Source organism: Dietzia sp. 179-F 9C3 NHS (assembly GCF_045369825.1).
In the GTDB taxonomy this organism is placed as follows: domain Bacteria; phylum Actinomycetota; class Actinomycetes; order Mycobacteriales; family Mycobacteriaceae; genus Dietzia.
Genome location: NZ_JBIQES010000003.1, coordinates 215,293 through 240,408 on the forward strand (window position 1 = coordinate 215,293; position 25,116 = coordinate 240,408).

At 71.7% G+C, this 25,116-nt stretch carries 28 protein-coding genes; 16 read left to right on the forward strand and 12 right to left on the reverse strand.

The features are described from left to right. The first annotated feature begins 36 nt into the window (after positions 1 to 36). Positions 37 to 1,161: an ArsO family NAD(P)H-dependent flavin-containing monooxygenase gene (locus tag ACH0BZ_RS05590; RefSeq protein WP_406896989.1), complete on the forward strand. Its 1,125-nt coding sequence runs from the start codon at positions 37 to 39 to the stop codon at positions 1,159 to 1,161. A 36-nt stretch (positions 1,162 to 1,197) separates the two neighbouring features. On the opposite strand, the gene ACH0BZ_RS05595 is transcribed toward ACH0BZ_RS05590, so the two are convergent. Continuing rightward, positions 1,198 to 1,545 (reverse strand): MerR family transcriptional regulator, encoded by a 348-nt coding sequence (locus ACH0BZ_RS05595; RefSeq protein ID WP_406897128.1) that lies wholly within the window; start codon positions 1,543 to 1,545, stop codon positions 1,198 to 1,200. Between the two features lie 100 nt (positions 1,546 to 1,645). Between ACH0BZ_RS05595 and ACH0BZ_RS05600 the strand changes: the two genes are divergently transcribed. Continuing rightward, a complete protein-coding gene (locus ACH0BZ_RS05600) occupies positions 1,646 to 3,166 on the forward strand; it encodes a SulP family inorganic anion transporter (RefSeq protein ID WP_406896990.1) in 1,521 nt (506 codons plus the stop codon). On the opposite strand, the gene ACH0BZ_RS05605 is transcribed toward ACH0BZ_RS05600, so the two are convergent. Further along, positions 3,159 to 3,446 carry an amphi-Trp domain-containing protein gene (locus ACH0BZ_RS05605; RefSeq protein WP_406896991.1) on the reverse strand — a complete coding sequence of 96 codons (288 nt, stop codon included), beginning with the start codon at positions 3,444 to 3,446 and terminating at the stop codon, positions 3,159 to 3,161. The genes ACH0BZ_RS05600 and ACH0BZ_RS05605 overlap by 8 nt on opposite strands. Before the next feature lie 73 nt (positions 3,447 to 3,519). After that, the gene (locus ACH0BZ_RS05610) at positions 3,520 to 3,855 is read right to left on the reverse strand and encodes an ArsR/SmtB family transcription factor (RefSeq protein ID WP_406896992.1); all 336 of its coding nucleotides are present in this window, start codon (positions 3,853 to 3,855) and stop codon (positions 3,520 to 3,522) included. Between the two features lie 126 nt (positions 3,856 to 3,981). Here ACH0BZ_RS05610 and arsB point away from each other — a divergent pair, with 126 nt between their 5' ends. Beyond that, positions 3,982 to 5,121, forward strand: coding sequence for an ACR3 family arsenite efflux transporter (gene arsB / locus ACH0BZ_RS05615; RefSeq protein ID WP_406897129.1), 1,140 nt, complete (start codon positions 3,982 to 3,984; stop codon positions 5,119 to 5,121). Further along, positions 5,118 to 5,555, forward strand: coding sequence for a low molecular weight phosphatase family protein (locus ACH0BZ_RS05620; protein ID WP_406896993.1), 438 nt, complete (start codon positions 5,118 to 5,120; stop codon positions 5,553 to 5,555). The genes arsB and ACH0BZ_RS05620 overlap by 4 nt, the downstream gene beginning before the upstream one ends. Here ACH0BZ_RS05620 and ACH0BZ_RS05625 read toward each other — a convergent pair. Beyond that, entirely contained in the window at positions 5,549 to 5,986 is a 438-nt protein-coding gene (locus tag ACH0BZ_RS05625; RefSeq protein WP_406896994.1) for a pyridoxamine 5'-phosphate oxidase family protein, read from the reverse strand. The two genes, ACH0BZ_RS05620 and ACH0BZ_RS05625, sit on opposite strands and share 7 nt — an antisense overlap. A gap of 172 nt (positions 5,987 to 6,158) precedes the next feature. Here ACH0BZ_RS05625 and ectA point away from each other — a divergent pair, with 172 nt between their 5' ends. The 3 genes from ectA to ACH0BZ_RS05640 all read left to right on the forward strand — a co-directional run bounded on the left by ectA (position 6,159) and on the right by ACH0BZ_RS05640 (position 8,531). Continuing rightward, positions 6,159 to 6,686: a diaminobutyrate acetyltransferase gene (gene ectA, locus ACH0BZ_RS05630; protein ID WP_406896995.1), complete on the forward strand. Its 528-nt coding sequence runs from the start codon at positions 6,159 to 6,161 to the stop codon at positions 6,684 to 6,686. A 75-nt stretch (positions 6,687 to 6,761) separates the two neighbouring features. Next, entirely contained in the window at positions 6,762 to 8,075 is a 1,314-nt protein-coding gene (gene ectB / locus ACH0BZ_RS05635) for a diaminobutyrate--2-oxoglutarate transaminase (protein WP_406897130.1), read from the forward strand. Positions 8,076 to 8,108: 33 nt separating this feature from the next. Then, positions 8,109 to 8,531: an ectoine synthase gene (locus tag ACH0BZ_RS05640; RefSeq protein WP_406896996.1), complete on the forward strand. Its 423-nt coding sequence runs from the start codon at positions 8,109 to 8,111 to the stop codon at positions 8,529 to 8,531. A 5-nt stretch (positions 8,532 to 8,536) separates the two neighbouring features. On the opposite strand, the gene ACH0BZ_RS05645 is transcribed toward ACH0BZ_RS05640, so the two are convergent. After that, entirely contained in the window at positions 8,537 to 9,124 is a 588-nt protein-coding gene (locus ACH0BZ_RS05645) for a TetR/AcrR family transcriptional regulator (protein WP_406896997.1), read from the reverse strand. Positions 9,125 to 9,196: 72 nt separating this feature from the next. Here ACH0BZ_RS05645 and ACH0BZ_RS05650 point away from each other — a divergent pair, with 72 nt between their 5' ends. After that, positions 9,197 to 9,745, forward strand: a complete 549-nt coding sequence (locus tag ACH0BZ_RS05650; RefSeq protein ID WP_406896998.1) for a hypothetical protein — start codon at positions 9,197 to 9,199, stop codon at positions 9,743 to 9,745. Positions 9,746 to 9,877: 132 nt separating this feature from the next. On the opposite strand, the gene ACH0BZ_RS05655 is transcribed toward ACH0BZ_RS05650, so the two are convergent. Further along, positions 9,878 to 10,741, reverse strand: coding sequence for a PIG-L deacetylase family protein (locus tag ACH0BZ_RS05655; protein WP_406896999.1), 864 nt, complete (start codon positions 10,739 to 10,741; stop codon positions 9,878 to 9,880). Positions 10,742 to 10,959: 218 nt separating this feature from the next. Next, a complete protein-coding gene (locus tag ACH0BZ_RS05660) occupies positions 10,960 to 12,000 on the reverse strand; it encodes a DUF2332 family protein (RefSeq protein WP_406897000.1) in 1,041 nt (346 codons plus the stop codon). A gap of 157 nt (positions 12,001 to 12,157) precedes the next feature. Here ACH0BZ_RS05660 and ACH0BZ_RS05665 point away from each other — a divergent pair, with 157 nt between their 5' ends. The 5 genes from ACH0BZ_RS05665 to ACH0BZ_RS05685 all read left to right on the forward strand — a co-directional run bounded on the left by ACH0BZ_RS05665 (position 12,158) and on the right by ACH0BZ_RS05685 (position 16,082). Then, on the forward strand, positions 12,158 to 13,228 hold the full coding sequence (locus ACH0BZ_RS05665) for a glutathione S-transferase family protein (protein ID WP_406897001.1): 1,071 nt from the start codon (positions 12,158 to 12,160) through the stop codon (positions 13,226 to 13,228). A 35-nt stretch (positions 13,229 to 13,263) separates the two neighbouring features. After that, a complete protein-coding gene (locus ACH0BZ_RS05670; RefSeq protein WP_406897002.1) occupies positions 13,264 to 13,836 on the forward strand; it encodes a GtrA family protein in 573 nt (190 codons plus the stop codon). A gap of 10 nt (positions 13,837 to 13,846) precedes the next feature. After that, a complete protein-coding gene (locus tag ACH0BZ_RS05675) occupies positions 13,847 to 14,644 on the forward strand; it encodes a trimeric intracellular cation channel family protein (protein ID WP_406897003.1) in 798 nt (265 codons plus the stop codon). A gap of 63 nt (positions 14,645 to 14,707) precedes the next feature. Beyond that, entirely contained in the window at positions 14,708 to 15,400 is a 693-nt protein-coding gene (locus ACH0BZ_RS05680) for a hypothetical protein (protein WP_406897004.1), read from the forward strand. Positions 15,401 to 15,473: 73 nt separating this feature from the next. Further along, a complete protein-coding gene (locus ACH0BZ_RS05685) occupies positions 15,474 to 16,082 on the forward strand; it encodes a DNA-3-methyladenine glycosylase I (RefSeq protein ID WP_406897005.1) in 609 nt (202 codons plus the stop codon). Between the two features lie 7 nt (positions 16,083 to 16,089). Here ACH0BZ_RS05685 and ACH0BZ_RS05690 read toward each other — a convergent pair whose 3' ends face one another. Beyond that, the gene (locus ACH0BZ_RS05690) at positions 16,090 to 17,382 is read right to left on the reverse strand and encodes a glycoside hydrolase family 3 N-terminal domain-containing protein (RefSeq protein ID WP_406897006.1); all 1,293 of its coding nucleotides are present in this window, start codon (positions 17,380 to 17,382) and stop codon (positions 16,090 to 16,092) included. Positions 17,383 to 17,468: 86 nt separating this feature from the next. On the opposite strand from ACH0BZ_RS05690, the gene ACH0BZ_RS05695 reads away from it, so the two are divergent. Together ACH0BZ_RS05695 and ACH0BZ_RS05700 are read left to right on the forward strand one after the other, a co-directional pair. Further along, positions 17,469 to 18,752, forward strand: coding sequence for an APC family permease (locus tag ACH0BZ_RS05695; RefSeq protein WP_406897007.1), 1,284 nt, complete (start codon positions 17,469 to 17,471; stop codon positions 18,750 to 18,752). Continuing rightward, on the forward strand, positions 18,749 to 19,852 hold the full coding sequence (locus ACH0BZ_RS05700; protein ID WP_406897008.1) for an NAD(P)H-dependent flavin oxidoreductase: 1,104 nt from the start codon (positions 18,749 to 18,751) through the stop codon (positions 19,850 to 19,852). The genes ACH0BZ_RS05695 and ACH0BZ_RS05700 overlap by 4 nt, the downstream gene beginning before the upstream one ends. 14 nt (positions 19,853 to 19,866) lie before the next feature. Here the strand turns inward: ACH0BZ_RS05700 and ACH0BZ_RS05705 are convergent, their stop codons facing one another. Together ACH0BZ_RS05705 and ACH0BZ_RS05710 are read right to left on the reverse strand one after the other, a co-directional pair. Continuing rightward, complete coding sequence (locus ACH0BZ_RS05705; protein ID WP_406897009.1) at positions 19,867 to 20,328, reverse strand: SRPBCC family protein; 462 nt, start codon at positions 20,326 to 20,328, stop codon at positions 19,867 to 19,869. 136 nt (positions 20,329 to 20,464) lie between these two features. After that, complete coding sequence (locus tag ACH0BZ_RS05710; protein WP_406897010.1) at positions 20,465 to 20,587, reverse strand: hypothetical protein; 123 nt, start codon at positions 20,585 to 20,587, stop codon at positions 20,465 to 20,467. A gap of 296 nt (positions 20,588 to 20,883) precedes the next feature. On the opposite strand from ACH0BZ_RS05710, the gene argJ reads away from it, so the two are divergent. Next, positions 20,884 to 22,083 carry a bifunctional glutamate N-acetyltransferase/amino-acid acetyltransferase ArgJ gene (gene argJ, locus ACH0BZ_RS05715; protein WP_406897011.1) on the forward strand — a complete coding sequence of 400 codons (1,200 nt, stop codon included), beginning with the start codon at positions 20,884 to 20,886 and terminating at the stop codon, positions 22,081 to 22,083. Positions 22,084 to 22,154: 71 nt separating this feature from the next. Here the strand turns inward: argJ and ACH0BZ_RS05720 are convergent, their stop codons facing one another. Beyond that, a complete protein-coding gene (locus ACH0BZ_RS05720; RefSeq protein ID WP_406897012.1) occupies positions 22,155 to 23,171 on the reverse strand; it encodes an alpha/beta hydrolase family protein in 1,017 nt (338 codons plus the stop codon). 60 nt (positions 23,172 to 23,231) lie between these two features. Next, the gene (locus tag ACH0BZ_RS05725) at positions 23,232 to 25,115 is read right to left on the reverse strand and encodes a long-chain-acyl-CoA synthetase (RefSeq protein WP_406897013.1); all 1,884 of its coding nucleotides are present in this window, start codon (positions 25,113 to 25,115) and stop codon (positions 23,232 to 23,234) included. Position 25,116 lies beyond the last annotated feature (1 nt).

The following is a 25,116-nucleotide window of genomic DNA, read 5'->3' on the forward strand; positions in this document are numbered from 1 at the left end:
CGACAGGTATCGGTACCTTCGCGGGTAGGAACCACGATGACCGACCGCCCCTCTGCCCTCTACAACTGTGTGCCCAACGCGGGCGATCGGGGCACGGTGGCCGAGCGCGACGTCGTGGTGATCGGCGGCGGACAGTCAGGTCTCGCCGCCGGCTTCTACCTCACCCGCGCGGGCGCGGACTTCGAGATCCTCGACGCCGCCCACGCCCCGGGCGGGGCGTGGCCGCACACGTGGCCCTCGCTCCGGCTGTTCTCGCCGGCCGAGTACTCCTCGCTGCCCGGCAAGCGGATGCCGGCGACCGACGGCGCCGGGTCGGGCGGCGAGAACCCCGACGCCGATCACGTGGTGGAGTACCTGCGGGCGTACGAGGAGCGCTACGACCTGCCCGTGCGCCGCGAGGTCCGGGTGGCGCGCGTCGAACACGCCGACGGCGGCGGGTTCCTGATCCACACCGACGACGGCCGCACGTGGCGCTCCCGCGTGGTGATCAGCGTGACCGGCACCTGGTCGCGGCCGTTCGTGCCCGCCGTCCCGGGCGCCGCCGGCTTCCGAGGCGAGCAGGTCCACAGCGCGCACTACCGCGGTCCGGACCGCTTCGCCGGCCGCCGGGTCGTGGTGGTGGGCGGCGCCAACTCGGGCGCTCAGATCGCCGCCGACCTCGCCGGGCACTGCGACCTCACCTGGTGCACGCTCGGGCCGCCCCGGTACCTGCCTCAGGACGTCGACGGTCGCGAACTGTTCCGCGTGGCGAGCGCCGCCGTGCGCGGCCAGGGCGGGGGCGGGGTCGCGGAGCTCGGCGACATCGTCGTCGTCCCCCCGGTCCGCGCCGCGCGCGACGCCGGGCTGCTCCGGGCGACCCCCATGTTCACCCGGTTCTCGGGGGACGGGGTGGAATGGGACGGGGTGGAATGGGACGACGGCGAGGCCGTGCGGGTCGACGCCGTGATCTGGTGCACCGGGTTCCGACCCGCCCTCGGGCACCTGTCCGGGCTAGGCCTGCCGCGGCGCCGCGGCCGGATCGTCACGGACGGTCCCCGGGTGCCGGACGTGCCGGGGCTGTACCTGCTCGGCTACGGCGACTGGTGCGGCGCCGCGTCGGCCACGCTCATCGGGGTGGGGCAGTGGGCCAGGGGTGCCGTGGGGGACGCGCTCGGGGATTGATACCGCTGCTCGTGATCCAAGGCAGAGTCGCGCCGGTCAGAGGCCCTCGACGATCTCGAGGAACTCCTCCGCGTAGGCCAGGTGCTTACGCAGGCGCGCGAGGCGCTCGGCGGTCTCGCCGCGGATCTCGGCGATCGTGGCGGTCGCCGCCTCCGGGGCGCTTGCGCGGGCGTCGAGCGCCGCGCAGAAATCCCGCATGCGCTCGAGCGGGAAGCCCAGCGGCTTCATCCGGCGGATGAGCAGGATCCGCTCGACGTCGGCCTCGGTGTACAGCCGGAACCCGCCGGGGGAGTGGGCTGACGGACTCGCCAGGCCCAGTTCGTCGTAGTGGCGCAGGCTGCGGATCGAGAGCTCGGTGCGCTCGGCCACCTCGCCGATCTTCATCGTCTGCTCGCCCTCGATTGGCCCGCCCACAACTCTCCCGTTACGGTAGCTTTCTACTCTCACGTGGCGTGAGAGTCCCGACGACGACTGTAGGTGATCCGTGAGCGACGCGACCCCGACCGGCGTGCTGCCCTCGTTCCGCGAGGCGTTCTCCTCGCCCGCCCGCCTCCGGACCGAGGTGCTCGCCGGTCTCGTCGTGGCGCTGGCGCTCATCCCCGAGGCCATCTCGTTCTCGATCCTCGCCGGCGTGGACCCGCGCGTGGGGCTCTTCGCCTCGGTGACGATGGCCGTCACGATCGCCTTCACCGGCGGCCGGCCCGCCATGATCTCGGCCGCCACCGGCGCCGTCGCGCTGGTGATCGCTCCCGTGATGGCCGAACACGGCCTCGAGTACCTCATCGCCACCGTGCTGCTCGCCGGCGCGATCCAGGTGGCGCTGAGCCTGGTGGGCGTGGCCCGGCTCATGCGGTTCATCCCGCGCTCGGTGATGGTCGGCTTCGTCAACGCGCTGGCCATCCTCATCTTTGCAGCCCAGATCCCGCACCTCGTCGGCGTGCCGTGGCTCGTGTACCCGCTCGTCGCGGCGGGGATCGCGATCATGGTCTTCTTTCCGCGCCTGACCACCGTCATCCCGGCGCCGCTCGTCGCGATCATCGCCACCACGGTCGTGGTCGTGGCCGTCGGCTGGTCGGTCCCGGACGTGAGCGACCAGGGCGAGCTGCCGACCACCTTGCCGTCACTGATGTTTCCCGACGTGCCCCTCGCGCTGGACACGCTGCGGATCATCGGGCCCTACGCCCTGGCCATGGCGCTCGTGGGGCTCATGGAGTCCCTGATGACGGCGAAGTTGGTCGATGACATCACGGAGACCCACTCCGACAAGACCCGCGAGGGCTGGGGGCAGGGCGTGGCCAACCTCGTCACCGGGTTCTTCGGCGGCATGGGCGGCTGCGCGATGATCGGCCAGACGATGATCAACGTCAAGGAGTCCCGCGCCCGGACGCGCCTGTCCACGCTGCTCGCCGGCGTGTTCCTGCTGATCCTGGTGGTGGCGCTCGGCGACATCGTGGGGCTCATCCCCATGGCCGCCCTGGTCGCGGTGATGGTCATGGTCTCCGTCGGCACCATGGACTGGCACTCCGTCCACCCGCGCACGCTGCGGCTCATGCCGTTCCCCGAGACCCTCGTCATGCTCGTCACGGTGGCCGCGACCGTGTGGACGAGCAACCTCGCGATCGGCGTGATCCTCGGCGTGGTCACCGCGATGGTGATGTTCGCCCGGCGCGTGGCGCACATGACGACCATCGAGAAGGTCGCCGAGCTCGACACCAACCACGACGGGTCGGTGGACACGCGCACCTACCGGGTCCGCGGCGAGCTGTTCTGGGCCTCGAGCAACGACCTCGTTTACCAGTTCGACTACGCCGACGACCCGGAGCACGTCGTGCTGGACCTCTCCGAGGCCGACATCTGGGATGCCTCCACCGTGGCCACGCTCGACGCCGTGCAGCACAAGTACGCGGCCAAGGGGAAGACGCTGACGGTGGTCGGGCTCGACGGCGCGAGCCAGGAGCGGCTCGAGCGGCTCTCGGGGAGACTCAACGCCACCGGCGCTAGCTGATCGTCACGCCGCCGGTGGGGGCGAGTTCGCCCTCGGCGCCCTCGAGCCACCACATCTCGATCTCGATCTCGCGCTTGGTGCCACCGCGACGCTTCGGTTCGTCCTCGATCTCGATGTCCACGCGGAGCGACTCCGGGATCGGGATCTCGAGGCTGTTGCCGGCCTGGTCGAACGTCACGGTGCCGGCGCGGATCTTCTCGGCGAGGGTGGCGAGGAGGTCGGCGAGCGCCTCTCGTGAGTAGGTGTCCTTGCTCTTGAGGAGCTGGGTGGAGCGGGCCATGGTGATCACCTTCTTGGGTCGAAATCGGCCGCTGACCTCCATTGTCTCACATTCTGAAACGTTCGTCGGGGTATCAGGTGGGTCGGACGTCGACGATCGCGCGGATCTCCTCGAACGCCTCCGGCACGATGCTGTAGTGCGCCATCCGGCCGCGCTGCTCGCGGGTGACCAGGCCGGTCTCGACGAGCTTCTTCATGTGATGACTCACCGTGGGCTGGCTGATCCCCAGCGGCTCGGTGAGCGTGCACACGCACACGTCGTGGCAGTCCGCCGCGGCGATGTGGGAGAGCAGACGCAGGCGCATCGGGTCGGCCAGGGCCTTGAACCGCGCCGCCGCAGCCTCCGCCTCGGCGCGCCCCAGGGGTCCGTGGGCGCCGGCGATGCAGCAGGAGGGGTCGAGCGCGGTCATGCGGCCAGGGTACGCGGCGGGGGCCCCTCGCCGTCTCCACATATTGACCAATGTCGATACAAAGCCTACCGTCGTGCCGTGAGCACCCACACCACTGCGCGGGCGACCGAACCCGTCGCGCAGAAGATGTCCTTCCTCGACCGCTACCTCGCCGTGTGGATTCTCGTGGCGATGGCGGCGGGGCTGCTCATCGGCCGGCTCGTGCCGGGTGTTGCGGCCGCGCTCGACTCGGTCAAGGTCGCGGACGTCTCCCTGCCCATCGCGCTGGGTCTGCTCGTCATGATGTACCCGGTCCTGGCCAAGGTGCGCTACGACGAGACCGACCGCGTCACCGGGGACCGGAAGCTCCTCGTCATGTCGCTGGTGCTCAACTGGGTGGTCGGCCCGGCGCTGATGTTCGCGCTCGCGTGGCTCATGCTGCCCGACCTGCCCGAGTACCGGACCGGCCTCATCGTGGTGGGGCTCGCGCGCTGCATCGCCATGGTCTTCGTGTGGAACGACCTCGCGTGCGGCGACCGTGAGGCGGCGGCCGTCCTCGTGGCCATCAACTCGGTGTTCCAGGTGATCGCCTACGCCGGCCTCGGCTGGTTCTACCTCCAGACGCTGCCCGGCTGGCTCGGGCTGGAGACCACGAGTGCCGAGTTCTCCGTGGGGGCCATCGCGCTCAGTGTGGTCGTGTTTCTCGGCGTGCCGCTCGTCGCGGGTTTCCTCACGCGGCACGTCGGGGAACGCGCGCGGGGTCGGCAGTGGTACGAGGAGACCTTCCTGCCGCGGATCGGCCCGTGGGCGCTCTATGGCCTGCTCTTCACCGTCGTCGTCCTCTTCGCCTTCCAGGGCGAGGCCATCACCACCCGGCCGCTCGACGTGGCCCGGATGGCGCTGCCCCTGTTGGCCTACTTCGTCCTCATGTTCGGCGGCTCGCTGTTCGCGGCCCGCGCAGCAGGGCTGAACTACGCCAAGTCCACGGCGGTCGCCTTCACCGCCGCCGGTAACAACTTCGAGCTCGCGATCGCGGTGGCGATCGGCACCTGGGGCGTCACCTCCGGCCAGGCGCTCGCCGGCGTGGTCGGGCCGCTCATCGAGGTGCCGGTGCTCGTCGGTTTGGTGTACGTGGCCCTCTGGGCGGGCCGGCGCTTCTTCCCCAGCGACCCGACGGTGCCGGGCGCGCTGCGCCAGGATCCGCGTGCCGGCAGGACCGCGGCCGTCGCGCCGACGAACCCGCATGCGGCCTCGGCGGACCCGTACGCCGGGGAGGCGGGGCGATGAGCGCGCGCCCCGTCGTCCTCTTTGTATGCAGGTCCAACCGCGGTAAGTCGCAGATGGCCGAGGCGCTGCTGCGCCGGGTGGCCGGCGAGAGTGTCGAGGTCCACTCCGCCGGCACCGAGCCCGCCCTGGGCAAGGACCCCAACGCCGAGTCCGTGGCCTCCCTCGCCGAGGTGGGAGCCGACATGTCGGCGGGAACTGTCGAGGGTGTCGACGACGAGGTGCTCCGTCGCGCCGACCGGGTCGTCGTCCTGGGAACCGCCGCCCGCCTCGTACCGGTGGACGGGATGCGCACGGCGATCGAGGTCTGGGAGACCGACGAGCCGAGTGCGCGAGGCATCGAGGGCGCGGAGCGCATGGCGCTCATCCGCGACGACATCGCGACACGCGTCGAGGCGCTGTGGGCGGAGCTGAGAGGGGCGGTCCGGGCTCAGTAGCCGGTGTAGCGCTCCGGCTCCTCGCCGAAGGTGAAGCCGCGGCCGCCGAGCTGCTCGGGGGTGATCTCCACGAAGTTGTACTTGAGGGTGGGGATCCACGGCTTGAGGTCGAGTTCCTCGGCCTGGTTGATCTCGGTAAAGGAGTCGAGCCGGCGGGCGGTACCGCGGGCGACGATCGGCCACGCCGAATCGCCCTCGATGTGGTCGACCTGGAACAGCACGTCCGGGTGGACGGTGATGTCGGCCAGCTTGGTGCCCTCGGCCGTGCGGAAGAGAATCTTCCCGTCGGCGGACAGGGCGTAGTTGACGGGGAAGATCTCGGCCCGGCCGTCGTGCACGGTGACGAGGCGGCCCAGGGACTCGGTGGCGAGCAGCTCGAGTGCGCGCTCGCGGTCGATCTCGGTGATCGGGGTGTCGGTGGAATCGCTCATACCACGAGTCTTCCACGGCACCACCTTTCCCGCGCCGTGCTCGTCCCGGATACCCCTACCGTGACCAGCTTCACTCGCCCCGCGCCACCTGCGGACTCGACAGGGTTTCACCACCCGTTTCTCCGGTACGGATGTTCGTGCGGGTGAGGATGACCTACGGTGGGAGATGCTTATGAGCCCAGGAGAACGAGAAGTACCCCGTACCCATCCTTCCCCCGAGAACGCCGGTGAGACTCCGGTGTTCCGCGAGCCGACCGCGGCCGACGGCCAGCGGATGTGGGAGATCGCCCGCGACAGCGGCGTCCTGGACCTCAACTCCTCGTACGCCTACGTGTTGTGGGGCGCCGAGTTCGCCGGCTCGTCCGTGGTGGTCGAGTCCGAGGGCCGGGTCGTCGGCTTCGTCACCGGTTTTCTCCGGCCGTCCGAGCCGGACTCGATCTTCGTCTGGCAGGTCGGCGTGGACGCCGACCAGCGGGGCAAGGGCCTGGCGGCCCGCATGCTCCACGCGCTGCTCGACCGCCTGGCCGAGCGCGGGGTGGTGAGACTGCGCACCACCATCAGCCCGGACAACGAGGCCTCGCAGCGCACCTTCGGTGCCGTCGCCCGCGACCGGGGCATGACCCTGAGCAGCGAGGACTACCTCTCCGCCGACCTCCTGGGGGAGGGCCACGAGCCCGAGGACCTCTACACCATCGCGTGACCCCGGCGGGTCACCCCGAATTTCCACCGATATACGGAAGTGATCACAATGACCGTCCACACCAACGACGCCTCCATGGATCCCACCATCGAGATCAACGGAACGCCGGACGACAGCATGGACACCACGATCTTCACCGAGCGTGAGTCCGAGGTGCGCAGCTACTCGCGCAACTGGCCGGTGGTGTTCGACACGGCGAAGGGCGCCACCCTCAAGACCGTCGACGGCGAGGAGTACCTCGACTTCTTCGGCGGCGCCGGCGCCCTGAACTACGGCCACAACGACGAGGGGATGAAGACCGCGCTGCTCGACTACATCGCGCGCGACGGCATCAGCCACTCGCTCGACAAGTTCACCGTGGCCAAGCGCCGCTTCCTCGAGACGTTCACCTCGACGATCCTCGAGCCGCGCGGCCTGGACTACAAGGTCATGTTCCCCGGGCCCACCGGCACCAACGCCGTCGAGTCAGCGCTCAAGCTGGCCCGCAAGGTGACCGGCCGCGAGGCTGTGCTCAACTTCACCAACTCCTTCCACGGCATGACCCTCGGGTCGCTCTCGGTGACCGGTAACTCGATGAAGCGCGCCGGCGCCGGCGTCCCGCTGGTGCACGCCACGCCGATGCCGTACGACAACTACTTCGGCGGCGTCACCGAGGACTTCCAGTGGATGGATCGCGTCCTCGAGGACTCGGGCTCGGGCATGAACCGCCCGGCCGCCGTCATCGTGGAGTGCGTCCAGGGCGAGGGCGGCATCAACGCCGCGCGCGCCGAGTGGCTGCAGGCGCTGCGCGAGCTGTGCGACCGCCACGACATCCTGCTCATCGTGGACGACGTCCAGATGGGCTGCGGCCGCACCGGCGAGTTCTTCTCCTTCGAGTTCGCGGGCATCAAGCCGGACATCGTCACGCTGTCCAAGTCGATCGGCGGCTACGGCCTGCCGCTCGCGCTCACCCTGTTCCGCTCCGACCTCGACGAGTGGACCCCGGGCGAGCACAACGGCACGTTCCGCGGCAACAACCTGGCCTTTGTGACCGCCGAGGTCGCGCTGCGCACGTTCTGGAAGGACGACGCCCTCCAGCTGCGCACCCTCGAGAACGGCCGCGTGCTGCGCGAGAAGTTCGCGCCGCTGGTCTACAAGTACCCGGACCAGCTCGAGTTGCGCGGCCGCGGCATGGCCTTCGGCATCGCGTTTCTGCAGAACCCCGAATTCGCCGAGAAGGTCATGCAGCGCTGCTTCGACAACAAGCTCCTCGTGGAGACGGCCGGCCCGAGCGACGAGGTGGTCAAGTTCCTCGCCCCGCTCACGCTCTCGGACGCCGAGCGCGACCGCGGCATCGAGATCTGCTACGAGGCCGTGGACCACGTCCTGTCCTCGCAGTACGAGTCCTGAGCCCCGGCCGCTACATCTGAAGAGGAGTATCGCATGATCGTCCGTACCACCGCCGAGATCACCGACACCGACCGCCACATCAAGGGCAACAACGGCAACTGGGAGTCCAAGCGCATCGTCCTGGCCGACGACCGCGTGGGGTTCTCGTTCCACGAGACCACCATCGCCGCCGGCACGACCAATGACTTCCACTACGCCAACCACATCGAGGCCGTCTGGCTGACCCGGGGCAAGGGCACGCTCCGCGATCTGACCAACAACAAGGAGTACCCGCTCGAGGCCGGGTCGATGTACCTGCTCGACGGGCACGAGAAGCACCAGGTGATCGTGGAGGAGGAGATGCAGATGCTCTGCGTCTTCAACCCGCCGGTCGTCGGCGACGAGAACCACGACGAGAACGGCGTCTACCCCCTACTCGAGTTGCAGGACGACGGCTCGGTGAAGCGCGTCAAGTAACGGGGTCAGCGACCGGCAGCGGTCGCCTCGAGTTCCCTGCGCAGGACGTCGACAGCCCACCGGCTGTCGGCGTCCTGCTCTGTTGTGAGCAGGTGGAGGGCCAGTCCGTCGACGAGGGCGTGGAGGCGGTCGGCCGCGATGTCGTCGACCGCCTCCGGCCCGGTGCCGCGGAGGAAGCCGACGAGGGTGCGGCACAGCTCGCGGAGCTGGCGGTGGGCGTCGTCGCGGATCTCCGCGAGGCGGGGGATCGCGGGAGCCTCGGCGATGAGCGCGAGGTTGACCATGACCTCGGCCCGGCTGTCCGCGTCGAGGGGGAGCAGGGCGGTGCACACGTCCAGGGCGTACCGGACCGGGTCGTCCGACGCGGGCAGCGACCGGAGCCGCTCGGTCGTCCGCAGGATCATGAGCTCGGCCGAGAACTCCACGAGCTCGTCACGCGTGGGGAACACGTGGCGGAGCGAACCGACGGCGATCTCGGCGCGGGCGGCCACCGAGCGGACCGACACTGCGGCGACGCCCTCCTCGACGATGACGGACCACACGGCTTCCGCGATCTCCTCACGCCGGGCGTTCTGATCGATCTTCCTGGGCATGTGGCCATGGTAGTACAGCCGTGCTACTTTGTTTTTGGTAGCACAGTCGTACTAGGTAAAGAGGTGGGGTCGATGTCCGTCGTCGTCTGGGTGATCGTCGCGTGCGAGATCGGATTCTGGGTGCTGCTGGCCGCGGGACTCGGCGCGCGCTATGTGCTCCGCCGCCCGCGGGTGGGGATGGTGCTCCTCGCGTCCACCCCGGTCGTGGACCTCGTCCTCCTCGCCGCCACGGTGGTGGACCTCCGTGCCGGCGCCACCGCGGGACTCGCGCACGGGCTCGCCGCGCTCTACATCGGCTTCTCGCTCGCGCACGGTCACCGGCTCATCGCCTGGGCGGACGGCTGGGCGGCACACCGGTTCGACGGGGCGGCGCGGCCCGCGCGCCTCCACGGCGCCGAGTACGCCGCCCGCCAGTGGGCGGGTGCGGCGCGCACGCTGGTCGCCGTGCTGATCGCGGGCGTGCTGCTCCGGGTCGTGGGACTGGCGGCCGTCGAGCCGGAGCGAGCGGAGACGCTCACGGGGATGTACCGGGTCCTGGGGATCGTCCTCGCCGCGGACGTCCTGTGGGCGCTGAGCTACTCCGTGTGGCCGCGCCGGGCACGCGCCGCGGCGGCCGCCTGACGCCTACGGTTACCACGCCGACAACCCTGTACCGCTCACCGAGGACCAGCCGGTCCGCGGCACCGAGGCGTTCGACCGCTGGCTCGCCGGGCACCCTGACGCGCGGGGCTGAGCGGGCACCGGCAGCCGCGGTCAGAACGGCCGGGCGCGGCGCATCGGCTGGTCGCTTCCGGGCTCGACCAGGTACTCGGTGCCGAACGCCAGTGCGTAAATGTTCTCCGGCAGCGCGAGCATCAGGCCGATGTCGCTGGTCTGGCTGGCGTGGCAGGCCATCGCCTCGCGTTTGAGCGCGATCACGTCGTCGGGCAGGTCGATCGCCCACGCGATGTCGGCCTCGGGCACGCCGACGATCTGCCGGTCGTCACCCTTGAGGATCATCTCGCGCAGCTCGGCCACGTCCGAGCCCGCGGCCGCGAACTGGGCGAACAGCTCGCTCACCTCGGGCCGGCCCAGCATTGCGACCTGCGCGTCCTGGTTCTGCGTGGCCTCGAGTAGCCGTGGCCTGCGGGCTGCCAGCTCGACCGCGCGGGCGCCGATCCGATGGACCGCGATGTGGTCGGGGTGGCCGTAGATGCCGTGGTGGTCGTAGCCGATGAGCACGTCGGCGTCCTCGCGGTCGAGGATCCGCGCGAGCCGACCCGCCGCCTCGTCGACGTCCGCGCGGTGCAGGCAGCGGGGGTCGTCGTTCTGCGGCCAGCCGGTCATTCCCGAGTCGCGGTAGCCCAACCAGTCGATGCGGGCCGTGCCCAGGACGCGTGCCGAGCACCGCGCCTCGCCACGCCGGTGCTCCACGAGGTCGCCGTCCGGGCCGAGGTCCTCGGGACGCTGGCCGTGGTCGCCGTCGGTCGCGAACACCACGACGACGCGGTGGCCGGCCCGCGCCGCGAGGGCCATCAACCCGGCGGTCTGGGAGGTCTCGTCGTCGGGATGGGCGTGGAGCACGACGATCGTCAGGGGCGGGGTTGCGGATGTGGGCGCGGCTGCAGAAGAGGTCACGGCCGCCAGTCTGCCCGGCCGCCAGTCTGTCCGGCCGGTGTCGCGGACGCCGCAGCCCCCCCCCCCGGGTTGCGCTTCCGTTATGTCGCACGACCCGGGGGTTGTGCTTCATCGTGGTGACCGAACGGATGCACACCCGGGCGTCCGGGCGACCATGATGATGCGCAACCGGGGTACTGCCGGGCGCGCGGCGGGCGGGGGGCCTGCCGGGCGCGGCCTCAGTCCGGTTCGAGTGCGCGGACCCAGTCGCCGTGGCCGTGGGCGGTGGCGAGCGGCCGGCCGTTGACGGCGACGACGAAGATGCCCTTGTGTCGACGGATCGCCGCGGGGACCTGCGAGGCGACGTCCGGCAGGAGGGTCACGCCCTCCACGGAGATCCACACGGCTCCGGCGTCCCGGACGAGCGTCTGGACACGGCGGACGAACTCGGCGCGGGCGGGCGACTCGAGGTAGCCGAGCACCGCGGTGTGGAAGACGACCGGGGTGGCGTCGGGGGCGGCGGCGCGGGCGGCGTCCACGGCGCCGGCGACGCGGTCGACCAGGTCGCCCTGCAGGACGTGCGGTGGGTCGGCGGCCGCGATGTCGAGGGCTGCGTCCAAGCGCGGCACGCGCTCGGCCTGCTGGCCGGGCCAGACGAGGCTGCGCAGCCAGGCGCGGGACTCGGGGTCGGCCGGATCGATGGGGGCCAGGTCCACGCCGCCGCGGTGCAGCACCTCGGGCAAGGCGGCCGGGACGGGGATGCCGTCGCGGAGCGAGCAGCCCAGGACGGGGGTGCGTTCGACGCCGGCCGCGGCGACGGAGGACGGGCGGAGGTCGCGCACCTCGCCGTCGTCCAGGGTGTAGCGGTAGGCGTACCGGTCCGGGTACAGGCAGAGGCCGGCGGCGGCACCCACCTCGATCAACGACAGCGGGCGGCGCAGCATCGCGAGGAAGGGCAGGAGCACGGCGCAGCGCTTGGCCTCGTTGGTCTGCGTGGAGTGGGTGCGGGCGACGTGGGCGACCTCGTCCCAGCGCGCATGGAGGAAGTCCCGGAACTCGGCGTAGTCCTCGGTCTCGGGCGCGCCGACGTGGCGGGCGGCGGCGAACACCAACACGGGCTGGCGCTTGATGCGCGGGAGCGAGGCGATGAGTTCGCAGGTGGCGGGGTCGTCGGCGACGCCGCGGGCCCAGGCGAGGTAGACCGGGGTGCGGTCGCGGACCTCGTACTGCGCGAACTCGGCGTAGCGGAGGGGGACGTCGTCGACGTGCGCGGAGTCCATGCGCCCAGGGTGGCACAGCGCGCCCCAGGGTGGCACAGCGCGGACCGCGGGGCACGGCGGCGTGAGGGGTGGCGGGAACCCCGACCACGGCGTATATTGGTGACGTATCAACCAGGTGATGTGTCCTCAAACCCGAGACCGAGCGAAGGAGCACGCCATGTCGACCGACACGGACTTCGTCCCCGCCCGCAACGCGTCGACCGACGGCGAGTTCGTCCGCGACGCCACCTACATCGACGACCGCGTGGTCGCGGGTCTCGAGCCGGGCTCGGGCCCGGTGGGCGAGAAGATCGGCGAGATGCGCTGGCCCGTGGAGGCCGGCCGCTATCGGCTCATGGTGGCCCGCGCGTGCCCGTGGGCCAGCCGCTCGATCATCACGCGCCGCCTGCTCGGGCTCGAGGGTGCCATCTCGATGGGCCTGGCCGGCCCGACGCACGACATCAACTCGTGGACCTTCGACCTCGACCCCGACGGTCGCGACCCGGTCACCGGGCTCGAGCGCCTGCAGGAGGCGTACTTCAACCGCATCCCCGAGTACCCGCGCGGGATAACGGTTCCGGCGCTGGTGGACGTGCCCACCAGGGCCGTGGTGACCAACGCCTTCCAGAAGCTCAACGTTGACCTCTGCACCGAGTGGACCGCCTTCCACCGCGACGGCGCGCCGGACCTCTACCCCGCCGAGCATCGCGACGAGATCGACGAGCTGGACTCGTGGATCTACCCCACGGTCAACAACGGCGTGTACCGCTGCGGGTTCGCCTCCGACCAGGGGGCCTACGAGCAGGCCTACGACGAACTGTGGGCCTCCCTCGACCGGCTCGAGGAGCGCCTGGCCACCCGCCGCTACCTCGTGGGCGACACCATCACGGCCGCCGACATCCGGCTGTTCACCACCCTCGTGCGCTTCGACGCCGTCTATCACGGCCACTTCAAGGCCAACCGCTCCAAGATCACCGAGATGCCCGCCCTGTGGGGGTACCTGCGCGACCTGTTCCAGACCCCCGGCTTCGGCGACACCTGCGACTTCCCGCAGATCAAGGCGCACTACTACGTGGTGCACCACGAGGTGAACCCCACCGGCGTCGTCCCCAAGGGTCCGGACCTGCGGGGGCTGCTCTCGGCCCACCACCGCGAGGAGCTGGGTGGCCGGCCGTTCGGCGACGGTACCGCCCCCGGCCCGATCGCCGATCCGGCCGAAAGGGTACCCGCCGGCCACGGCGCGGAATAGGCCATCCGGGCCCGGGTGGGCCTACACTCGGTCGGATGAACCCGGCCCCGTCCGCTCTCGGCCGCTACCGCAACAGCGCCCGACAGTTCCTCATGTTCGGCATCGTGGGCGGGTCCGGGATGATCGTCAACATGATCGTCACGATCATCATGAACCGGGCCAACGGCGGCACCCAGAACGCCCAGAACATCCTGTTCCCCATCGGCTCGACCGACTACAACTTCCGGTTCACCACCCTCGTGTGGATCGTCGCCTTTCTCGTGGCCAACCTCTACAACTTCCTGCTCAACCGGCACTGGACGTTCGGCAGGGGCCACAAGGCGCCGTTCTGGCACGAGTTCTGGCCGTTCCTGCTGGTGGGCTCGGTGGCGGCCGGCGCCGGCATCTTTGTCAAACTCGCCTTTACCAACCCCACCTCGCCGCTGTACCTGCCGGAGCCGCTGTTCCACGAGGACGCGGGGATCAACTCCCGCGAGTACTGGGGCCAGCTGTTGACGATCATCATCACGATGCCGATCAACTTCGTCGTCAACAAGCTCTGGACCTTCCGCGCGGTGCGTCTCCGTCACCACCGCCGCACCACCCCGGCCCCGGTTCCCACCGAGTAGGGGCCGACCCGTGGACATCCCTCCGCTGCTGCTGGCCCTGGACCTGGTGGGCGTGTTCTTCTTTGCGATCTCCGGGAACCTGCTGGCCGCGCGCAAGAACATCGACATCACCGGCGGCCTGGTCCTGGGCCTGCTCGCGGGCCTGGGCGGCGGGCTCGTCCGCGACGTCCTGCTCGGCGTCACCCCGCTCGCGCTCGCCGAGCCGGTCTACCTCGTGCCCCCGTTCCTCGCGGCCGCCGTGGTGTACCTCGTGGGGCCGCATCTGCACCGGGTCCGGCTGCTCATCGTGGGCTTCGACGCCGGCGGACTGGGTCTGTTCTGCACGTTCGGCACGGTCCGCGCTCTCGACCACGGCATGCCCGTCGCCTCGGCACTGCTGCTCGGCGTGATCACGGCGACGGGCGGCGGGCTCATGCGCGACGTGGTGGCCAACGAGATCCCGGCGGTGTTCAACGGCTCGGACCTCTACGTGATCCCCGCGACGACCGGTGCCGCGCTCACCGTGCTCGCCGTCTCCACGGAGGTGTGGGGCTCCTCGGACATCTGGGGGCCGGTGGTGGCGGTGGCAATCCCCACGTTCGCCTTCGCCTTCCGGATGGTGGCGTGGCAGCTCCAGTGGCACGTGCCGGCGCCGATGCGCGGCTGGAGCTTCCGCGGGGTCGATTTCCGCCTACGCCGGGGCCGGTCGGTGTTCGGCCGCCCGGGGCCGGACGAGTGGGTCCCGGGGGAGGAGGACGACGACGAGGTCGACGAGCGCGACGACGACGTCGGCCGCCGCAGCGGACGCTCCCCGCGTCCACGCCGGTAGTGTTCTGCCGACGGCCCGCGATCCCGCGCGCCGACCGTCCACGCGACCGGGAGGGGTGAGCAGGTGCAGTACTACCTCAGCCTGCTCGGCTTCGCGGCGATCGACTCGCTCAACCTGCTCGCCTTTGCCGTGATCGCCGGGCTCTGGCTCGCGGCGGGGGGCCGGGCTCCGGAGTTCGCCCCGCGCGCGGTGCGGTTCACCGGCGGCGCCTTCTGTGGCATCGTGCTGCTCTCCTTGGTGTCGGTGTGGATCATCGGCAACAACCAGGAGTTCGTCCGCGGGCTCTTCGGCAACCTGTGGGCGATGGCGGTGCTGGGCGTGATCGGCCTGGTCATCACGGTGATGGGCCTGCGCCGGCCTGCCGAGGCCAAGGAGGAGGAGGTCGATGCGCCGCTGGCGACATCGGTGCTGCAGCGCTTCGGCATCGCCGCCACCGGCGTCTCGCTGGGGGTGATCCAGTCCGGGACCTCGGCGCCGTTCGCCGCCGGCATGGTGCTCATCTCCTTTGCCGACGAACCGTGGTGGGCCAAGCTCCTCCAGATCGTCTTCTTTGCCGTCATCGCGATCCTGCCGAGCGCCGCGCTCATCGCCACCCTTGCCCGCGTGCGCGCGGCCGGCGTCGCCGCGGCCACCGAGAAGATCAACCGCTTCCTCGCCCGTGGCCGCGTCGCCGGACGCGTGCTCACGCTGGCCGTGGGTGTGGCGCTCCTGCTGCTCGCGGCGGTGCGGATCCTGCAGCTCACCGGCGTCGTCTGAGCCGGTGTCCGAGTCGCGCGCTACAGTCCGGCCGACTATTCGAACAGGTGGTCGATCGAGGCGAGGGGGAGAGATGAGCGAGACGGACGGCACGGTGCTCTGCGAGGACGGGCTGCGGCGCCCGCCGTGGGCGGCGCGGGACCCGCTGCTGCGGGAGTACTACGACACGGAGTGGGGGATGCCGGTCCACGGGGAGGCCGAGCTGTTCGAGCGGCTCGTCCTCGAGGGTTTCCAGGCCGGCCTGAGCTGGGCCACCATCCTACGCAAGCGGCCCGCCTTCCGGGAGGCGTTCGCGGGGTTCGACCCCGACGCGGTGGCGGCCTTCGGCGCCCCGGACGTGGATCGGCTCATGGCCGACGCCCGGATCATCCGGAACCGCCGCAAGATCGACGCTGCGATCGGCAACGCCCGCGCGACCGTGGACCTGCGCGCCGAGGGCGGGCTGCCGCAGCTCATCTGGTCGCACCGGCCCGAGCGGACCCCGGAGCCGCGGACGGTGGACGAGGTGCCGAGCCGGTCGCCGGAATCCGAGGCGCTGGCCGCCGAGCTCAAGCGGCGCGGGTTCCGCTTCGTGGGGCCTGTGACCGTGTTCGCGCTCATGGAGGCCGTCGGCGTGGTGGACACCCACCTGGTGGGCTCGCACCGGCGCGGCTCGTCGGGGGTGTGGGAGAGCCCGCGGTGATACTCCGTCAGCCCGGCAGGTGCGGGAGACCGAGCGCCGGGGGGCGGCCGGTCGCGAGGTCGGTGCCGCCGAGGGCCCCGGCCCCCGGCACCCCGCCGGAGGTCGGCGCGCCCACGCACCCGGGGACGCCGCGCAGGCGCGCCATCCGGGCGAGTGAGGCGTCGAGCCGCTCCCGCGTGAGGTAGCCGTCCGCCACGGCGCGCTCTACCGCGTCGAGGGCCTGGCCGAGCTGCGCGGTGGAGATCCACAGCGGGGAGTCGGCGCCCGCGACGAGCGACTCCACCACGGCCTGGGGCAGGGGGAAGTCGTCGGTCACGGCCCGCATTCCGGAGAGGTCGTCGGTGAAGATCGCGCCGTCGAACGGCGACGCCCCGTAGGGGGTGCCGTCCCGCAGCAGGCGGTACGCGGCGGGGGAGAGGGAGGCCGGCCGGTCGACCCCGGTGAGCCCCGGTACACGGGGGTGGCCGACCATCATGCCGGCGCCCGGGGTGCTGGCGAGCTCGGCGAACGGCCGCAGGTCGTGGGGGACCAGGTGGTCCAGCGGCGGGACGGACACCGACTCGTGGTGGCTGTCCCCCGAGGACCGCCCGTGCCCGGGGAAGTGCTTGAACACCGGGGTCACCCCGGAATCGAGCAGACCCTGCGAGAAGGCGCGCGCGTAGCGGATCACCTGATCCGGGTCGGGGGAGAAGGAGCGGTCGCCGATCACGGCACCGTCCGGCTGGTCGGAGACGTCCACGGAGGGGGCGAAGTCCACGGTCACGCCCATCCCCGCGAGGAATTCGCCGCGCGCCCGCGCCGCGGCCCGGACCTCCTCGGGGCTCATCGTGGCGGCCATGACGCGCGCCGAGGGGAGCGGGCCGGCGTACGGCGAGACCCGCGAGACCCGGCCGCCCTCCTCGTCGATCGCCACGAGTAGCGGAAGCGGCGAGTCCTGCTTGAGCCGGGCCAGCCCGTCCCCGGAGACCACCTCCCCCACGACGCCACCGCCCAGGAAGATGCCGCCCACCCGGGTCTCGAGCACCGCCCGGCGGGCGTCCGCCATGGAGCTCACGCCCACGGTGAACAGCTGCGCGATGCGCTCCCGCTGCGTGAGCGAGTCGAGCGGGGACTCGCACGGGGGAGCCGGGGCGGCGTGTGCGGGGGTGTCGCCCGCGGGGGCGGTCGCGGCGGGTCCCGCGGCCGGAGCGTCGTGCGGGGCGTCGCCGCCGGTGGGGGACCCGTCCGAGCCGCACGCGGCGAGGGCGACGGTGGCCACGAGGGCGGAGGCCGTCAGCCCGAACCGACGTCTAAGGTGCACGAGAAACGATGGTAGTCGTCCCGCCGGTCCGCACCCCCGCCGCAGCGTTCACCTTCTCGTCATCCGGTCGTGCCAGCGTCGGGCGCGTGACCAACTCGCTCGCCCGCAGTCTGGGGCTCACCGACGCCGTCGTGGTGGGCCTGGGCGCCATGGTCGGTGCCGGCGTCTTTGTGGCCTTTGCCCCCGCCGCGGACCGCGCCGGCTCGCTCGTCTGGGCGGCGCTGGCCGTGGCCGCCGTCGTGGCCGCGTGCAACGCCCTGTCCTCCGCCCGCCTCGCCGCCCGCTTCCCCTCCGCGGGCGGCACCTACGTCTACGGCCGCGAGCTCCTGGGGCCCCTGCCCGGATTCCTCGCCGGTTGGGGCTTTGTCGTGGGCAAGACCGCCTCGGCCGCCGCCATGGCGCTCACCGCGGGCCTGTACATCTGGCCGGCCCACGCCAACGTCGTGGCCGCCGCCTCGGTGCTCGTGCTCACGGTGCTCAACGTGCTCGGCGTACAGCGGTCGGCCGCCGCCGCGAAGGTCCTGGTGGCGATCGTGCTCGTGGTGCTGGCCGTGGTCGTGGTGACGGCGTGGGTGGGCCCGGTCGAGGCCCCCGAGACCCCGTTCGCCGCGCCCAGCGTCGACGGCGAGGGCTGGCCCGCCCGCCTGCTCGGCGTCCTGGGCGGCGCCGGGTTCTGCTTCTTCGCCTTTGCCGGCTACGCCCGCATCGCCACGATGGGCGAGGAGGTACGCGAGCCGGAGCGGACTATCCCCAAGGCCGTCGTGGTGGCGCTGACGATCGTGATCGCCGTCTACGCCGCCGTCCTGGCCACCACGATCCACGTCCTCGGGGTGGGCGGCGTCGCCGCGGGCGAGGCGCCGGTGCTCGAGGCGGCCGAGCAGATCGCCGGCGGCGCGCTGTCGCCGGTCGTGCGGGTCGCGGCCGGTGTCGCGGCGCTGGGCGCGCTGCTCGCGGGGATCCTCGGCGTCTCGCGCACCACCCTAGCCATGGCCCGGGACCGCCACCTGCCCGGCGTGCTGGCCACGGTCCACGCCACCGCGCGGACGCCGTACGTGGCGGAGATCGTCGTGGGCGTGATCGTGGCCGGCGTCGTGCTGGTGGCCGACGTGCGGCAGGCGATCGGATTCTCCTCGTTCGCGGTGCTCATCTACTACCTCGTGGCCAACTCGGCGGCGCTGCGGCTCGGCCGCGAAGAGCGGCGCCTGCCCGCCTGGGTGCCCGTGCTCGGGGCCGTGGGCTGCGTGGCCGTGGCCGGCAGCCTGCCGTGGCAGTCGGTGGTCGGCGGTCTGGTCGTCTTTGCGATCGGCGGCCTCGTCTACGCCGCCACCCGTCGCCGGGCCGTGCCGCCGGGCGTAGCGTCGGAGGCATGACCGACCGCCCGACCGAAAACCCGACCGCCGGCCCGTCGTCCCGGCTCCGACCCGCCGACCTGCGCCGCGCCGTCATCGGCGCCCCGATGGCGGGCGGCCCCACGACGCCGGAGCTCATCGCCGCCGTCGCCGAGGCGGGCGGGCTCGGGATGATCGGCTCGGGCTACCTCGACGCCGCCGCCACCCGCGAGGAGATCGCGCGCGTGCGGGCCGCGACGGACGCGCCGTTCGGCGTCAACGTGTTTCTCGTCGACCGGGCGGACAGCGACGCCGCCCTGGCTGCCGACCCGGGTGCGCTCGCCCGCTACGCGGAGGCGCTGACGCCCGTTGCCGAACGGTTGGGCATCACGCTTGCCGAGAACCCGGAGTTCTCCGACTTCGACCAGGAGGCGACCCTCGCCGCGCTCGTGGCGGACCCCGTCGCCGTCGTCTCCTTTACCTTTGGCATCCCCGACCCCGACACGGTCCGCGCCCTGCAGGCGGCCGGTACGGCGGTGGTGGTGACGGTGGCGACCGTCGAGGACGCCCGGCGCGCCGTCGCGGCCGGCGCCGACTGGCTGTCGGTGCAGAGCGCCGAGGCGGGCGGGCACCGGTCCACCACGACGATCGGCGAGACCCCCGACGGCGCCACGACCGTCGAGCTGGTCGGGGCGGTCCGCGCGGCCCTGCCGGAGGTGCCGTTCGTGGCCGCGGGCGGGATCTGCTCGTCGCAGGCGGTCGCGGCCGCGCTCGAGGCGGGCGCGGACGGCGTCCAGCTGGGCACCGTGCTCCTGCGTACGCCGGAGGCCGGGACGTCGACGCTGCACCGGGCGGCGCTCGGGGACCCGCGGTTCGGCGAATCGCGACCCACCCGCTGTTACACGGGCCGCTACGCGCGGGCGCTGGTCAACGACTTCGTGGCGCGGTACGACCCGATCGCGCCCGCCGCGTATCCGCACCTGCACGTGCTCACCGGACCGATGCGCCGGGCCGCCGCGCAGGCCGGGGACAGGGACATTCCGCCGCTGTGGGCGGGCTCGGCGTGGCGCGAGGCGGACGCCTACGCCGACCGGCCCGCCGCCGAGGTCGTGGCCGAGCTCTGGGACGGCGCCCGCGGCTGATCCCGGCGGGAGCCTCAGCCGGCGCGGCGTTCGGCCTCGGCCGCGATGTCGGCGAGGTCCTGCTCGATCGCCTTGCGCGAGGCATTCTTGGCGATCCCGCCGAACAGCGCCGTCGCCACCCGCGCCGCGGCGGGCGCGTGGGCGGTCTCGGCGGCGAACGTCATGCGGAGGGTGGAGCCGCCCTCGGCGTCGGGGGTCACGGTGAAGACGGTCGTGTACTCGGTGCCGCCGTTCTCGGCCACGATCGTGGTGGTGTGGGGCGGCTCAGCCACGGTCACCATCATCTCCTCGGTGGCCTTCATGCCGAACATCTTCCGCGTCTCGCGCCAGCGGAGGCCGGGCTCGTAGGGCACGGCGGTGAGGATCTCGACGGACAGGACGCCGGACAGCGTCCGGGGCGCGTTCGGGATGTCGGTGAGTACCGACCACACGGTGTCCGGGTTGGCGTTGACGTGGCGGGAGACGTCGAGCTGCATGGGCCAGACAGTAGCGCGATGACCGGCGTCGACAAACACTGGTTCCGCGTTGTCGGAAATGCACGACGCCGGTATCCGTCCGAAGAAGGATACCGGCGTCGAGATCACACTGCTGGGCGTAGGTGCCCAGGCCGGATCAGCCGAAGATGTTGCCGAGCGAGCCGGCCACAGCGGCGAAGCCGTCCTTGGCAGCGGTGGAGCCGACCCCGCCGATCTGGTTGATGAACGCAACGATGCCGTTGAAGATGTCGCTGATCATGGTAGTGATCCTTTCACTCGAGTGACGACGCGTCTGCGCCGCTTACTTGTGCGGTCCGTGATGGACTCGTGAAGTACATCTTGGACTCGCAGTGGAACGTTACGTCGGATGTCCGACATTTCCACCCCGGGGGGGCGCCGGACACCCCTTCTCGTGCGTGGTGATCACTATTGGCGCAGGTAGTCGGGCCGGAGCCGAACGTGTATGGTGCATGTCACATTCCGGAATCCGCGTGTGCACAGCGTGCGCATCGGCCTTCCGCGCCGCCTGCCGGGTCCCCGGGGGACAATGGTCGTATGACTGCGCACCCGCCCACCTCACCCGCGACCGCCCCACTGCCGGCCGGCTTCCGAGCCCACGCCGGCGCCGCAGGTCTGCGTGAGGAAGGTGACGATGTCGTCGTCGTCCTCGCCGACGGCCCGGCCGTGGCCTCCTCCGCCGTCTTCACCCGCTCCCTCTTCGCCGGCCCCTCGGTGGTGCTCAGTCGCGAGAACGCTGCCGCGGGCCGGGCACGCGGGATCGTGGTGGTGGCCAAGAACGCCAACGTCGCCACCGGCGAGCAGGGCATGGCCAATGCGCGCGAGGTGCTCGACCGGGCGGCGGCCGCGGTGGGCGCAGAGCCGGCCGAGCTGCTCCTCGCCTCGACCGGCGTGATCGGCCGGCAGTACCCCATGGACCTGCTGCGTACGCACCTCGACGGGCTGGCCGAGGCGGAGTTCGATGCCGACGCGCTCGCCCTGGCCGCCGCCATGATGACCACGGACACACACCCCAAGACGGCGGCCGTCGAGGTCCCGACGACGGACGGCGGCACCGCCCGGGTGGTGGGCATCGCCAAGGGCGTCGGGATGATCGAGCCCGACATGGCCACGATGATCGCGGTGGTGCTCACCGACGCCGCGGTCGGGTCCGACGAGCTGGACGCCGCGTTCCGGGGCGCGGTCGACGAGACCTTCAACTGCCTGTCCGTGGACACCGACACCTCGACGTCGGACACCGCGGTCGCGCTGGCCAGCGGCGCGGCCGGCCCGGTGGAGCCGGCCGTGCTGCGGGAGGCGCTCGAGTCGGTCTGCCTGGACCTCACCCGGCAGCTCGCCCGCGACGGCGAGGGCGCCACCAAGCTGCTCACCGTGGAGGTCACCGGCGGCCGGGACCGCGACCAGGCCAAGCGGGTGGCCAAGGCGATCCTCAACTCGCCGCTGGTCAAGACCGCGGTGCACGGCGCGGACCCCAACTGGGGCCGGGTGGCCATGGCGATCGGCAAGTGTCACGAGGACACGGACATCGACCCGGAGCGTGTCCGCATCGTCTTTGGCGACCTCGAGACCTACCCCGCCTTTCCCGGCGAGGCCGAGCTCGCCCGGCTCACCGAGATCATGCGGGCGGAGAACGTCACCATCGCGGTCGACCTGGGTGTGGCCGACGGCGCGTGCACGGTCTACGGCTGCGACCTCACCCGCGAGTACATCGCGATCAACGCCGACTACACCACGTGAGCACCGGCCCGGGCCCCTCCGATCTGCACCCCTGCCGCCGCCCGGAGCGGGTCACGGTCGAGCAGGGTTGATCACGGTCGAGCGGGGCTGACCGGCGGTTCAGCCGGGGCCCGGGGAGTGCGCACCATTGCCAGCAGGGGTTCACGGGTGCGGTGCCACCCGTCGCCGGAGATGTCGCCCCACGGATCGTGCTCGCCGTCCAGGATCATCAGCCGGGCGTCGTCGCCCGACTGTCGGGCCATCCGGACGTAGTGCTCGGACTGTTCTGGGAGTACCACCTTGTCGTCACGACCATGGGCGCAGAGCACCGGGACTCCGGTGGGCAGGTGCGAGGTCGGGGAGGCGTCCACGTAGCGCTGCCGCCGGTCGTCGGGCGCGCCTCCGAGCAGGTCGTGCACATAGCGGTCGCCCGCTCGCTCGGCCATGAGCAGGTCGGCGACCCCCGCCAGGGAGACGCACCCCGCCACGGGGACCGTCGGTCGCGCCCCCGGCAGCGACGAGGGCAGGCGCGCCCGCCCGGCCACCCACAGGGCGAGGTGGCCGCCGGCGGAGTGGCCGGCGACCACGACCCGGGACAGGTCCAGGCGGTCCCCGGTCAGGGCGGAGATCTCAGTGAGGTGGTCCACCGCCCGGCAGACGTCCGCGACGGTGGTGGGCCAGCCGCCGCCCGAGTCCACCCGCCGGTACTCGATGTTCCACACCGCCACGTCGAACGAGGCCAGGTCGCGGGCGTGGTTCTCGAGGTAGGTCAGCCCCAGCGCGTCCTTCCATCCGCCACCGTGGATGAGCACCACCACCGGCAGGGCCGGGTTCGCAGAGTCCGGCAGGTACAAGTCGCCGAACGTCTGGCCGTCCGTGTCGCCCGGCTCGTCGTAGAAGTGGCGGCGGGGCTCGAGAACCCGGACCGTGCCTTCGGGGGGCGTGTACGGGCGCTCGGCGATCGACTCCGCGGACTGGCCGCGCCGTGGGCGCTCGGGGCCCGAGCCCAGCCGTTCTGTCAACACCCAGCCCGCAGCGGCGCCACCGCCGGCCGAGAGGCCGATGAGCAGCGCACGGCGCGTGATGTCCGCGGACGAGCGGCGGGGCATGCGGCAGCCGGACCTTTCGGGGAGGGTCGTGCGATGAGGGGGCGGCCTGCCCGGGTGGGCTCAGGCCGAGCCGGAGACGACGTCGTTCTCCGCACCCTCGTAGTACTCGACGTAGCCCTTGTCGGAGGTCAGCACGTACAGCGGGTCGTCGAACTTCTCCGTGTTGTACGCCTGGTCGCGCAGCTCGGTCTTGCGGCTCTTGTACGTGGACGTCTGCTCGAGCTCCTGGGACAGGCGGATGAACAGCGGCACCGCGTACGACGGCAGGGCCTCGCGCAGGTGCTCGGCGAGGGCGGCGCCGTCGAAGTCACCCTTGTGGTGCAGGCGCACCGCGGCCATGCCCGCCTTGCCGTCGGCCCCCGGCATGGCGACGCCGTACACCACGGCCTGGTCCACCTCGTCGCGGGCGCTGATCGCGCCCTCGACCTGGGTGGTGGCCACGTTCTCGCCCTTCCAGCGGAAGGTGTCGCCGAGGCGGTCCACAAAGGAGGCGTGGCTCAGGCCCTGGTCCAGCATGAGGTCGCCGGAGATGAACCACGCGTCGCCGTCGGAGAACGCGTCGCGGATGATCTTCTTCTCGGTGGCCTCGGCGTCGGTGTAGCCGTCGAAGGGCTGCGAGTCGGAGATCCCGGACAGCAGCAGGCCCACGCTGCCCTTGCCGACCCTGCGGAGCTTGCCGTCGGGGCCGCGCTTCGGCTCGCCCGTGTCGTCGTCGTACTCCACGAGCGCGTAGTTCATCGGGCAGTAGCCGGTGGTCTTGTCCACGTCGAAGGCGTTGACAAAGGCGATGTTGCACTCGCTGGCCGCGTAGAACTCGCAGATCCGCTCGATTCCGAAGCGCTCGCGGAACGCCTCCCAGATCTCCGGGCGCAGGCCGTTGCCCACCACGATGCGGACCGCGTGGTCGCGGTCGCCGGGCCCGGGGTCCTGGTTGAGCAGGTAGCGGCAGATCTCGCCGATGTAGATGGCGGCGGTGGCTCCGGCGGCGCGGGCCTGGTCCCAGAATTTCGACGCCGAGAAGTGTTCCTCGATCGCCAGGCACGCCCCGGACGCGAGCACGCAGCCGAGCCCCACCGTGAGCGCGTTGTTGTGGTACATCGGCAGCGGGCAGAGCAGGACATCGTCCTTCTTGAGCCGGACCCCCGAGAGTCCGAACCCGGCGAGGGCCCGGTACCAGCGGTGGTGGGTCATGGTCGAGGCCTTGGGCAGGCCCGTGGTGCCGGAGGTGAAGACGTAGTAGGCCTTCTCCCTGCCGACCGTCTCGGCGGCCTCCGGCGGGTTCTCCCGGCCGACGTCCTCGCCGAGGGCCGCCAACTCGTCGTCCAGCCACGGCAGGTCGGCGAGCGCGTCGGGCCGGGTGCCGGCGGCGAAGTCGCGGTACGGCAGGTCCTGCGGGGCGTCGACGGCGAGGATCTCGCCTCCCCAGTCCTCGCGCGGGATCGAGGTGTACGCCTCGGCGCACTCGGCGCCCAGGAGCACGACCCGCGACTCGATGATCTTCTGCGAGTGGTCCAGGACCTCGCCGCGCTGGTGGTGGTTGAGCAGCCCCACCGTGGCGCCGAGCTTGGTGGCGCCGAGGATGCACAGCATCACCTCGGTCCGGTTGACCATGCAGATCCCCACCGTGTCGCCGCGGGTGACGCCGCGGGCGCGGAGCACCTCGGCGATCCGGTTGGCCCGCCGGTTGGCCTCACCGTAGCTGAGCTCGGTGCCGAGGAAGCGCAAAAACGGTGCGTCCGGCTGCTTTACGGCCCACTCCTGGAAGGTCCGGCCGATCGAGTTGTGGTGGGAGCTCTTGGAGAACCGGACGATCCGCAGGCCCCGGAGGACCTGGGGCAGGTCGGCGACGAGCGCCGGCAGCCCCTTGGCGAGGTCGAGCGGGGTGACGGTCCGGGCGCCACCGTGTGCCTGGTGCCCGGCGGTGGCTGCGGAATTCTCGGTCACG